This is a genomic window from Pseudoalteromonas sp. ESRF-bin5, from assembly GCF_002632075.1.
GTDB lineage: Bacteria > Pseudomonadota > Gammaproteobacteria > Enterobacterales > Alteromonadaceae > Pseudoalteromonas > Pseudoalteromonas marina.
Genome location: NZ_NTLW01000189.1, coordinates 16,817 through 29,017, shown reverse-complemented (window position 1 = coordinate 29,017; position 12,201 = coordinate 16,817). Strand labels below are relative to the sequence as shown.

The 12,201-nt window shown below is 38.8% G+C and carries 8 protein-coding genes; 2 read left to right on the top strand and 6 right to left on the bottom strand.

All coding sequences use genetic code 11. The features are described from left to right. On the bottom strand, positions 1-197 hold a 197-nt coding region (locus tag BCG07_RS11535), incomplete at its 3' end, for a type II secretion system protein (RefSeq protein ID WP_286890243.1). A 175-nt stretch (positions 198-372) separates the two neighbouring features. On the opposite strand from BCG07_RS11535, the gene BCG07_RS11530 reads away from it, so the two are divergent. After that, complete coding sequence (locus BCG07_RS11530; RefSeq protein ID WP_286890242.1) at positions 373-1,281, top strand: 1-aminocyclopropane-1-carboxylate deaminase/D-cysteine desulfhydrase; 909 nt, start codon at positions 373-375, stop codon at positions 1,279-1,281. A gap of 61 nt (positions 1,282-1,342) precedes the next feature. Here BCG07_RS11530 and BCG07_RS11525 read toward each other — a convergent pair whose 3' ends face one another. From BCG07_RS11525 to BCG07_RS11505, 5 genes are all read right to left on the bottom strand, one after another. After that, positions 1,343-3,025, bottom strand: coding sequence for an EAL domain-containing protein (locus BCG07_RS11525; RefSeq protein WP_286890241.1), 1,683 nt, complete (start codon positions 3,023-3,025; stop codon positions 1,343-1,345). A gap of 413 nt (positions 3,026-3,438) precedes the next feature. Beyond that, positions 3,439-4,350 (bottom strand): hypothetical protein, encoded by a 912-nt coding sequence (locus tag BCG07_RS11520; protein ID WP_286890240.1) that lies wholly within the window; start codon positions 4,348-4,350, stop codon positions 3,439-3,441. 14 nt (positions 4,351-4,364) lie between these two features. Further along, positions 4,365-5,924 (bottom strand): S1C family serine protease, encoded by a 1,560-nt coding sequence (locus BCG07_RS11515; protein WP_286890239.1) that lies wholly within the window; start codon positions 5,922-5,924, stop codon positions 4,365-4,367. A 1,203-nt stretch (positions 5,925-7,127) separates the two neighbouring features. Further along, complete coding sequence (gene ssb / locus BCG07_RS11510) at positions 7,128-7,829, bottom strand: single-stranded DNA-binding protein (protein WP_006793117.1); 702 nt, start codon at positions 7,827-7,829, stop codon at positions 7,128-7,130. 20 nt (positions 7,830-7,849) lie between these two features. Then, positions 7,850-9,217 (bottom strand): MFS transporter, encoded by a 1,368-nt coding sequence (locus BCG07_RS11505; RefSeq protein WP_203985903.1) that lies wholly within the window; start codon positions 9,215-9,217, stop codon positions 7,850-7,852. Between the two features lie 161 nt (positions 9,218-9,378). On the opposite strand from BCG07_RS11505, the gene uvrA reads away from it, so the two are divergent. Next, the gene (uvrA, locus tag BCG07_RS11500) at positions 9,379-12,198 is read left to right on the top strand and encodes an excinuclease ABC subunit UvrA (RefSeq protein WP_243532523.1); all 2,820 of its coding nucleotides are present in this window, start codon (positions 9,379-9,381) and stop codon (positions 12,196-12,198) included. Positions 12,199-12,201: the final 3 nt, after the last annotated feature.

The window sequence follows — 12,201 nt, the reverse complement described above, 5'->3', positions numbered from 1 at the left end:
ACAACGCTTATTTCAGCTTGAATTGATACTTGCAGTGTTTCAAGAATGGATGCGTGTGCCTCACCTTGAAGGTTTAAAAAGCGCGGGGCAAAATAAACAGCTAACGCACCAAAAGTGACAATAACAATTATTAGCTGCAGTAACGAAAAGCCAACCTGTTTTTTTATAAGTATTGTTTCTTGAAATTGCTTCTTCATAACTAAACTCCCTTTACAATTGGTTAACTTTAAAACATGTTTACCAATCTAGCTACTCAAAATTTAATCAACGCACTGTTACACACAACAATCCGTCGTAATTTTGGATAGCCCCTTTTGTTTATAAGCTATAAAATTGGTCATGTATTTTATTAATCCTTTTAATTGAGAAAAAATGCCTGCATCTTTCAAAATAAATGAAACCACTATTACGCAAACAATTGATGATCCGTGGTTAAAAAGTAAAGGCATTGAGTTACTAGTAAAACGAGATGATTTGCTTCACCCTCTAATAAATGGGAATAAGTGGCGCAAACTAAAATATAATTTATTACAAATGCAGTCGCAGAATAAAACTGAGCTACTTACTTTTGGTGGGGCGTTTTCAAACCACATACATGCATGCGCCGCAGCTGGAAAAATCTTTGGTTTAAAAACACATGGGATTATTCGCGGGCCTAACTTAGATCTAAGCAACCCAACAATTCAATTTGCACAGCAGTGTGGCATGCAGCTTCATGTTGTTAATCGCATTGAATATAAGTTACGAAACGATTCACAATACCTTGCTGAGCTTCAAGAGAAGTTTCCAGATGCGTATATTCTTGCCGAAGGCGGGACAAATACCTATGCAGTACCCGGTTGTGCAGAGCTTGCACAAAGTTTACCAGAACACGATTACCTAATTTGCCCCACAGGAAGCGGAGGGACATTAGCAGGGTTAATTGAGGGGAGTAATACAGCAACACAAATAATAGGAATTGCAGTTTTAAAGCAAGCGCAATATTTAATAGATGAAGTCCGGGAGCTAAGCTGCAAAGCAAAGTCACAAACTAACTGGCAATTACTTTGCGACTTTCATGGAGGTGGTTACGGTAAATTTACCCCTGAGTTATGGGCGTTTTGCCAATATATGGATATTACACACAATTTACCATTAGAGCCTATTTATAGTGGTAAAATGATGTACGCAATATGGAACCTAATAGAGCAAGATTATTTCCCTTCTGGCAGTAAAATAATTGCGATTCATACCGGTGGCTTGCAGGGGCTAAAGGGTCTTAAATACAGAAAACTAATTTAGACATACTTCTTTTCGGTTAAGCCCCATTGCATAAGGCGTTAATTTACAAAGCTTAAATATTTTAATGAAAAACAGCCTGAGTTAGCTCTTGTAAAGGCTCCGAAAAATAAAAACCTTGTGCGCCAGCAACGCCCAATTTAGTTAACATAATGAGCTCTTTTTGAGTCTCAACGCCTACGGCATAAACAGGAAGGTTTAACATTTTACCTGCATCAACAATCTCTTTAATACATTTTTGATTATGCGATTTTTCATTAACTAAGTGAACGAGTTCATAGCTTAGCTTTAGGCCTATTACCTCTTCACAGTGAATAAACAAAGGAATGTTTTCACTCGTTTTTACATTATCAATAATAATATTAGATCTGTGTTTTTTTATTGTATTTAACGTAGTTGATAACGCATTTTTGTTGTTGCAAAAAAAAGACTCACTCATTTCAAACTGTAATTGACAGCTTAGATTAAGCTTATCCATTTGCATGGCTAACCAGCTCCAAAACTCATCGTTAAGCCAGTTTTTAGGATGCATATTAATACTTACGCTCAAAGGCGACTTCTCTGCCATTACTAGTGTTAGTATTTGCGACAATACCGCCTTATCTAGAATTAACGCGTCATCTTTACTCTCAACTTGGTTAATAAAATACTGAGCAGCTAGTAATCCATGCATGTCGTGTCTTACTCTAATTAACGCCTCATGCTGGATAATATCACCACTAATCAGATCGAAAACAGGCTGAAAAGACAGCATAAATTTATTTTTCTTAATATTGTTTATAACCTGCTCATTACAAAATAACACTTCTTGGCTTTTGCTCAGCGCCAACCGGTGACGGTGTAATAACATACTATTTTTTGAAAGCGTTAGGGCCGACTGCGCTATTTGCAAAACCTTTGATTGATCTGCTCCTAGACGAAAATTACACGCCCCCAATTTAACATGCTTACGAGTCGTATTTTTTTGATGGCTTTGGCACACATTAAAAATTATTTTATGCAAACGCTCCGTGTACCGATCAAGCTCTGCAATAGGTACGTTGTAAAGCATAATGGTTAGCTTGTCTGGATTAATAAGTTTCACAGCTACTTTTTTTATCTCTGGAATACCTTTTAGAATAAAAACTTTAAAACTAGTTTCTAAGTCAGTATTTTTGTCAAACTTACACTCCCAACTGACCAAAACAAACAAACTATGATACTGTTCAGCGGCAGCATATAGTGAGGCTAACTCCTCACTTTCAACATTTTTAACCACATTTAAATTGGAAATACTACTAGTCAATTTTGTCGTCTTGTGATGACGACTTCGGTGTTTTAATTGTCTAAAGTTAGCAGCGCTTCCCCAACGGTATAATGAAATAGCGGCACCCACTATCACCAGGTTAAGTAAAATAAATAAGTAGCTTTCCATTATCCACACAGGTGAATGGTAAAGGCCTAAGTTCAATGTTTTATATGAAAACACCTCAAGCTGCGGCTTTATAATATTTTTAAAGTGGAGGGAAGACGACTCAGGTGCAAGCATAAAGCCATTGCTTTGTGCTAAAACAGACAGTGTTTTTTGATTCAAAGGGGCATTTAATTGTAACTCATAAACTTGCTTTGTGAGCTGCTGGCCAGCGCTATGTACTTTTAAATGTAACGCATTGCTTAAAATGAGGTTAAAGCCAATAAGCGATACAACAAGCATGACCAAACAAATCGGCTTAAAATATCTTAATAACCAATACTGCCCCTTAGACATAACTCACCCACACGTAATATTAGTCACTAAAGTGTTGTTCAAAAAAGCCATAAGCACAAGGTAGCCAATTAACTTTAAATGTAAAACAGTACTTAAGCTAATTACCATTATTAGCAACACGAGAAAATTGGCTAACATTGATGGAGTTAAAGACATAAAAAAGCCGCTTAATAGCGGCTTTCTATAATTTATTTCAACATTCTTTCTTTGGTTAAAATGGAAATGAACACATAAACCCGCAACAGGGTGAGTGAGTGAACCAAAAACTCTTTTAAAACATAATCTAAATAAGCAGCTTTAAAAATATTATATATACTTCAATCGAAATTTGTAGATTAACTGCATTTATTGGGCTTTAAACTACGTTTAATCTACATTTTAAGCTTGGCTATAGGAAGTGTTAGTTAAGCTCATTACCACTCTAATTTACCTGACATTTTATCAATATCAGATGTTTTTGCTAGCGTTTTAAACTGATAAAACTCATAACCAAATGACTTCTCAACCAAAACATCTCTAACGAACTGATGTTCTAATTTATCATCAACTGCTTGTGGTTTTAAAGCAACTACAGCTTCTCCTTTCGCTTGTACCGATGAATATAACACCCCATCAGCCTTTCCATCTATGAAAATAGAGCTAAGAACTGATGTCACTTCATATAAACGCTCGCTACCAGCACGAGACAAAATATCAGCAAAGAACCGATCAGTTAAGTCAAAAGCTAAAAGCAATTTAAGGTCAAATTTTTGAACCATATGCTCTCTAACCTTTTTACAGTAGTCAAAAGCATCGTTCTTTAAATAATATGGCTTTTCATTTCGCCTGACTTGATCCCATAAACCAATAATTCGTACATTTAGATCACTACCTGAGATTTGATGAGAGCGCATAACATTAAGGCGATCAAGCTGTTTAGCTCTAGCTTCAGACAAAACAACTCGAAGTGCAGTATCATCTTGTCTAACGGCTACAGAAGCATAAAACAGTGATTGCCCTGATAAGTTCATTCTCCCAGCTTTAGGAAACGTGTCGGTAGTCTGTTTAATATATGATAATTCATCAACATTATTAAAGTTTTTACCTTCACAAAGGCGAACTCTTAAAAGCTCCATCTCCTGCAATGGGAAATCGAGTGTAATTGTCAAATACCCAACCAAACAATCTAATTTTTCTGCTATTTCATGGTTAGAAAGTTCATGTATGCCATTTATATGATCATTTAACTGCCGAGTATAAACAGACGAGTTTAGTAAGGCGGTATCACCGCATTCTCTTGTTGCCTTATCATCAATAAAATTAACTAATTCAGATTCTAAATTCATCTGTTCGACTTTTATTATTCAGCAACAACAAGCACAACACTATTAGAGATACTTTCTATCAGCTCTGTTTTTTCTAAGGCTTTTTGCTTGGCTGGTTCAATATAGTCGACACCGTGATTTATCAACATTGGTAATGCATAAGCTATCTTAACTGCATAATTGACATTTTGTGCCAATGTTCCCGTGGACTTAATAGCTGCTGATTGATTTAATGATGCTGAAGCAATGCCAATGACTACACCTTGATCGTTTACCATTGGGCTACCTGAGCTTCCGGGCTGGATAGGGGAGTCTATTTGAAAATACCTAGTATCACCTCTTATGCCAGAATTGGCATTAATATACCCAAATGTCGCTTTTTGTTCGTTGCCTTGTAAGCCTATATTTGGATAACCTAAAACAGCAATTTCAGTTCCTTGCTTAGTTTTGTTTTTAAGCTCAATTGCTAAACCTTCAACCACATCATTTATTTTTAACAAAGCAATATCATTGTTAGGGTCATGATCAACCAGTGAGGCTGATACAGATTTACCATTTAGGATAATTGAAATTCTTGATGAGCCTTTAATTACATGGCTATTGGTTAGGACATAACCATCATTTGAAATAAAGAACCCCGTTCCTGTTGAAATACCTCTCAACTTTTCTGGTGTTGGTTTTGTATGTGACTCCGCAGATGAAGTTGTTGTATATAAGGCATCATATTTTTTCTTCATTGCTAATGCATATTGTCCACTTTGATAAGCTTTATTTGCTGCTTTAGATCCTTCTTCACTGACTGCCATCAAAGAGTTTATATATGAATTAGGTAGTTGAACATACTCTTGCACAGAACCATATTCATACCTTTGGTGCCATAAACCTTGTGAAGACTTTAAAACAACAAAGCCATCGGGTTTATCTGTAGAGGTGTTTATATACCCCCAAGCATTAGTAGTATTTATCGAATTAGTATCATAACTTTCTACAGCTCCAAAGAAATAGTTGTTCCCAAAGTAGCCAGTGTGTTTAGCAGTCCCGTTATTATATTTTTTATAATTTGTTCCTACAGTTATACCAGTCTCATTATCTGCTTCACCAGAAACATATAAAAAATCTACTTCTCCGTTATCTTTTACTGTAGCGTAATTATCTAGAGTTTTAAGCGGTTTACCAGCTTCTCTTTTATACTGACCAAACTTAATATTATTTGCTCCATGCACACCACTATAATAATATTGCTTCGAAATACCACCTTCTACATATCCTATTTCAAAGCTTTCAACAGCCCCTATGTTAGCAACCATCTTCCCCAGACCAGAGGCTTTACCATTGTCACATTCACCATCCCAAGTAATACTGTAAGGTTGCTTATCCTGAGTCTCGGGAGCATACCCTTCCATGAGTATTTCACACTTTTCTTTTTTATTTGTGGGTTGCTTCCACTGTGAACTATATATTAGCTCTTCACTTGGTTGTAATTTAGTCTTAAATGAGGGGATTTCATTTTCGGATATTTTTCGATAATTAGGAGTGCTGTTACAACCAGATATTAATACACACATCCCTATGGCTAATGGCAACAACTTATTCATACAAAATCCTTTTATTAATTTGAGTCATTTTTACAATAGATAACAATAACTAAATAGTAATAATATGTCATTAACCTTCCATAGAAAACTTCGAATTCGTACAGATTCATTACAATGTGCCATTATCAATTAAATTTTTACCAAAAAAAATTACGTTAATTCATAGGCAGAGATAATTCTTTCATTAAGATAGATCTTTCTGTTTAATGCCTTTAAACCAACAAAAATTGCTTTTTCAATAACCCTTTTACCTCCCATTAGCACTAACCTTTCACTCGGTCGAGTTGATGCTGTACAAAGCAAAGTCTAATCAATTATTCGCTCAGCTTCATTAGGTAACATAACAAACAGTTAGGCCATTGGGAGCCTTGTGATTTATGTATTGTAATAGCATAACCAAGGTGCAGTTTTTCCAATAGTTCAGCAGTGAAATTAATCAAAGTATTATTCACTTCAATAACTCCAACAGCACCATCTTTATCACCCTGTTCAAAAACATCAATACCCCCCCTAAGTCACCATTTCTAAGTTCTACCTCTTCATCATAATTATTCGCGGTGATTAATACAGGATCATCTTTCAATAATCGTGAGCCAGTTGATTGAATCCAAGGAATCCAGCCCCTAAATGAATCTTGAAAGTAAGTAGCTTGCCTGTTATTGCCTACTGATGCTTACAGCTCTAGATTTAGATTGTCTACGCCAAATTTACCTTTTCTAATGGGTGAAAGAACAATGCTTTGATCAATACCGCTAGACTCTTGCTAAAGCTTGATAAGCCTTTCGACAGTCGGTTTAGTTTCAATCGAGCAATCACTACTTTCTCTTAGTGTATTTTTAGTAAACTCTGGAGGCCCAAGCTTCCCATTTTTTACTGATGTCGAAAACCTGTGTATTCCGCTTTCCTCGCTTTGCCATTTAACCTACGTTAAGTTAAAAAATGGTATCTGAGTATCAGTTAAGATGTGGAATACCAAGCCATTAGCAACAGGCGGCAATTGAGCTGCGCCACCATAAAAATCACAAAAAGACCTGCAAAAACAAGACCTTAACGATTTTCACTCTAATTTTCAAGTGTATTTTTACACTTTTAAATATACAAAAAAATCCCATTTTTCATTATAAAAATAGCGAAAGCTAATGTTTATAAGGAGCTATGGGATTCTTAACTATTTTAAATCTACAAAAACAGCTTTATCAGAAATTAAAACGGAATGTCGTCGTCAAAATCTATTGTTGGTTCCATTGGGTTTGATGCGCCGCCTTGTGGTGCATTTTGAGGCTTAGGTGCAAAACCACCTTGCTGCTGTGGTGCACTATTTTGCTGTGGAGCAAAACCACCGCCTTGTGGCTGATACTGGTTATTTTGCTGTGGTGCAGGCGCCGATTGAGGCTGTGCAGCAGGTGCAGCTTGCTGCTGTGGTGCATAACTACCTTGCTGGTTTTGATTATTTTGTGAATAGCCGCCTTGTTGGCTACCTTGATTACCTTGATAACCACTGTTTTGCTGGCCACCTTGATTGCCTTGGTAACCGCCACCACTTTGCTGGTCTCCACCGCGAGCACCTAGCATTTGCATTTGACCTGTAAAGCCATCAACAACGATTTCTGTGGTGTATTTTTCTTGGCCTTGTTGATCAGTCCATTTACGTGTTTGAAGTTTACCTTCTACGTATATTTGTGAACCTTTACGACAATATTCGCCTACAATTTCAGCCAGTTTCCCAAAAAATACAACACGGTGCCATTCAGTTTTATCAACCATTTGGCCAGTGTTTTTATCTTTATAGCTGTCTGAAGTTGCTAAGGTAATATTTGCTACACCGTTACCGTTAGGCATGTAACGAACTTCAGGATCTTGCCCTAAATTACCAACCAAAATTACTTTGTTCACACCGCGTGCCATGAAACCATCTCCTATAAACGTTAGATTAAACCAGCGACTTTTCGCGCTTGGTCTAGGTCAAATTCTTTATCATTAATCTTTAAGTAGCTACGGCTTTCGTCGCGTACTACTGTTGCTTCTATTACACCGGGTAAAGCAACTAACTGAGAAGCCAGTGTTTGGGCATGCTCCTCAGAACTTAATTTGGTCATTAAACTAATAACTTTACTTTTGGGTGGTACTTCCATTTTCCACGCAACAACAAGCCATATTAACCCAACAAGTGCCGCTGCCGCAAACACAGCTTGCGTACTTGTAGTTTGGGCAACATAACCACCTAACACCCCGCCCAAAAAGGCACCTAAAAACTGGCTAGACGAGTACCCGCCCATGGCTGACCCTTTTTGGCTAGCAGGCGCTAAACGCGAGACAAGCGCGGGCATTGTTGCTTCTAAAAAGTTAAACGCAACAAAATAAAGCAACATACATATTGCAATTCCTACCACACTATTAATCCATACTGACATGGCAAGCATGCTGACTGTTAACAGCGCTACAGAACTTATAAATGCTTGCTTTTCTTTTTCTTTTTTTATGGCCACAATCATAATGGGCACCATTAATAGAAATGCTAAAAGCAAGACTGGAATATACAAATACCAATGTTGTTCTGCCGCTAGGCCTTCTTTTATTAGCTGGCTGGGTAACACAACAAAAATGGTTGTTAATGTTAAATGCAACAGTAATACACCGGCATTTAAGCGTGCTAACTGCGGGTGTTTAATCAGTTTTTTAATATCGCTAAAGCTTGCAAGCGTGTCGCCTTTGGGGGCTTTATTAACCGCTTTGGGCACTAAAAACGTAATAATAAAAATACCACATACCGCAAGTATTGCTGTTAGCCAAAAAACGCCAGCAACACCCCACGACGCGGCAACAATAGGCCCTAATAACATAGCAAAAGCAAAGCTCATGCCTATACTCATACCTATAACCGCCATTACTTTGGGTCGCTGTTCATCTCGGCTTAAGTCGCTGGCAAATGCAAGTAAAGCACTAGCAATAGCGCCCATGCCTTGTAATGCACGCCCCACAGTTACCATTTGGATAGATTCAGCTAATGCGGCTATGACTGAGCCAATAGCAAACACAACTAAGCCACCAATAATAACTTTTTTACGGCCTATTTTGTCTGACAAACGGCCCATAGGTATTTGCAACACAGCCTGCGTTAGGCCATACGCACCAATAGCAAAGCCAATCCAAATAGGTGAAAAACCGTCAAGCGACTGACCATAAATCGCTAATACCGGCATCAGCATAAATAAGCCGAGCATTCTAAATGCAAACACACTCGCTAGCGATACCGCGGCGCGCTTTTCTCGTGAATTAAGTGAAGATGCAGTCATTATCAGCTAAATCTTACGATGTGAAAAAATTAGGCAAGGATTCTACCACAAGCTTGGCAATAATTAATCGCTTAAAGCTAAGGATTTTTCATGATCAAGGATTAATATTGCAGCGTATTATGAGATACTCAGTAAATAATTTTGGTAATTAACGAGATAGCATGGAAAACATTGAAGTCCGAGGCGCCCGTACGCACAATTTAAAAGACATCAGCCTAACCATCCCACGTGATAAATTAATTGTTATCACAGGCCTATCTGGTTCGGGAAAGTCATCACTTGCATTTGATACTTTATACGCTGAAGGGCAACGCCGGTATGTTGAATCACTTTCTGCTTATGCAAGACAGTTTTTATCCTTGATGGAAAAACCCGATGTTGATCATATTGAGGGACTGTCTCCTGCAATTTCAATAGAACAAAAATCAACTTCGCATAATCCGCGCTCTACCGTAGGTACCATTACCGAAATATACGATTACTTACGTTTAATGTTTGCCCGTGTGGGCGAACCTCGTTGCCCTACACATGATTTACCTTTAGCCGCACAAACAATTAGCCAAATGGTTGATACCGTTTTAGCGCTGCCAGAGGACACTAAACTGATGCTTTTAGCGCCAGTGGTTAAAGACCGTAAAGGTGAGCACGTTAAATTACTTGAGCAGCTTGCAAGCCAGGGTTATATTCGTGCCCGAATAGATGGCGAAGTGTGCGACTTATCAGATCCGCCAACGCTTGAACTTCATAAAAAACATACTATTGAAGTGGTTGTTGACCGCTTTAAGGTAAAAGACGGTCAACAGCAGCGTTTAGCTGAGTCGTTTGAAACAGCACTTGAAATGTCGGGCGGCGTAGCAAATGTAGCTTACATGGACGACAGCAGTATTGAAGAAATGCTGTTTTCAGCCAACTTTGCCTGCCCTACCTGTGGCTATGCAATGACCGAATTAGAACCGCGTTTATTTTCGTTTAATAACCCTGCCGGTGCGTGTCAAAGTTGTGATGGTTTAGGCGTACGCCAGTACTTTGATCCTAACCGCGTAGTGCATAACCCAGAGTTAAGCTTAGCCGGAGGTGCTATTAAAGGGTGGGATAAACGCAGCTTTTACTACTTCCAAATGCTACAAGCAGTAGCAGAACATTATAAATTTGATTTAGACGTACCTTTTGAAAAGCTGGCTAAAGATTCTCAAAAAATTATTTTAGAAGGTTCAGGCAGTACAAAAATAGCCTTCAACTACCGTAACGACAGAGGTGATTTAATCACACGCAACCACGAGTTTGAAGGCGTGTTAAATAACATGAACCGTCGCTATCGCGAAACTGAGTCAAACTCGGTACGTGAAGAGCTCGCTAAATATCAAACCAGCCAAGCCTGCCCTAGCTGTAAGGGTTCACGTTTACGCCAAGAAGCACGCCACGTATTTATTGGCCAAACTAACTTACCTGCTATTACGACCATGAGTATTGGCGAAGCGATGGATTTTTTCGAGAGCTTATCGTTAAGTGGCCAAAGAGCACAAATAGCAGAAAAAATTCTTAAAGAAATTCGCGACCGTTTATCGTTTTTAATCAATGTTGGCCTTAATTACTTATCGCTTGAGCGCAGTGCCGATACCCTCTCTGGTGGTGAAGCGCAGCGAATTCGTTTAGCCAGCCAAATTGGTGCGGGTCTTGTTGGTGTTATGTATGTATTAGACGAACCATCAATTGGTTTACACCAGCGAGATAACGACCGTCTATTACAAACATTAGTGCATTTACGCGATCTTGGTAACACCGTTATCGTTGTTGAACATGATGAAGATGCCATTCGCGCCGCCGATCATATTATTGATATTGGCCCAGGTGCGGGTGTGCACGGCGGACATATTATCGCACAAGGTACACGCGACGATATTTTAGCAACCAAAGACTCAGTAACTGGCCAGTTTTTATCAGGCGTGCGAAAAATAGAAGTACCAAAAGAGCGTAACCCAACCGGCGATAAATGGCTTGAGCTATTTGGCGCAACAGGTAACAACCTTAAAAATGTCGATTTAAAAATTCCATTTGGGTTAATGACCTGTATAACAGGGGTGTCGGGCTCTGGTAAATCAACACTTATAAACGATACGCTATTCAAACTAGCGCATACTGAATTAAACGGCGCAACCACAGCAGAAGCTGCACCGTATAAATCAATTAGTGGTCTTGATCATTTTGATAAAGTAATTGATATTGACCAAAGCCCTATTGGCCGTACACCACGCTCAAACCCTGCTACCTATACCGGTATTTTTACGGGTATTCGTGAGTTATTTGCGGGTACACAAGAATCACGCTCTCGTGGATATAAAGTGGGTCGCTTTAGTTTTAACGTTAAAGGTGGACGCTGTGAAGCCTGCCAAGGTGATGGCGTAATTAAGGTAGAAATGCACTTTTTACCTGATGTATATGTCCCCTGTGATGTATGTAAAGGGGCACGCTACAACCGCGAAACTCTAGAAGTACAATACAAGGGTAAAAACATTCACCAAGTACTCGAAATGACCGTTGAAGACGCGCATGACTACTTTGATAAAATACCTGCAATAGCCCGTAAGCTTAAAACGCTAATGGACGTTGGTTTATCGTATGTTCGCTTAGGACAAGCAGCTACTACTCTCTCTGGCGGTGAAGCTCAGCGTGTAAAACTTGCCCGTGAGCTTTCTAAACGCGATACAGGTAAAACACTGTACATACTTGATGAGCCGACAACCGGCCTACATTTTGCCGACATTGAACAACTGCTTGTTGTATTACATCGCCTGCGCGATCACGGTAACACCATCGTGGTTATTGAGCATAACTTAGATGTGGTTAAAACTGCAGACTGGGTGGTTGATTTAGGCCCTGAAGGTGGCGCTGGCGGCGGTGAAATACTTATTGCAGGTACGCCTGAAGAAGTAGCCGAATGTGAGCGCTCGCACACAGGTCATTACCTAAAGCCATTGCTTTAATAC

Excerpts from the sequence above, each read along its gene's own strand:
- BCG07_RS11530 (WP_286890242.1), top strand. The coding sequence starts at position 373 with ATGCCTGCATCTTTCAAAATAAATGAAACCACTATTACGCAAACAATT.
- BCG07_RS11525 (WP_286890241.1), bottom strand. The coding sequence starts at position 3,025 with ATGTCTAAGGGGCAGTATTGGTTATTAAGATATTTTAAGCCGATTTGT.
- BCG07_RS11520 (WP_286890240.1), bottom strand. The coding sequence starts at position 4,350 with ATGAATTTAGAATCTGAATTAGTTAATTTTATTGATGATAAGGCAACA.
- BCG07_RS11515 (WP_286890239.1), bottom strand. The coding sequence starts at position 5,924 with ATGAATAAGTTGTTGCCATTAGCCATAGGGATGTGTGTATTAATATCT.
- ssb (WP_006793117.1), bottom strand. The coding sequence starts at position 7,829 with ATGGCACGCGGTGTGAACAAAGTAATTTTGGTTGGTAATTTAGGGCAA.
- BCG07_RS11505 (WP_203985903.1), bottom strand. The coding sequence starts at position 9,217 with ATGACTGCATCTTCACTTAATTCACGAGAAAAGCGCGCCGCGGTATCG.
- uvrA (WP_243532523.1), top strand. The coding sequence starts at position 9,379 with ATGGAAAACATTGAAGTCCGAGGCGCCCGTACGCACAATTTAAAAGAC.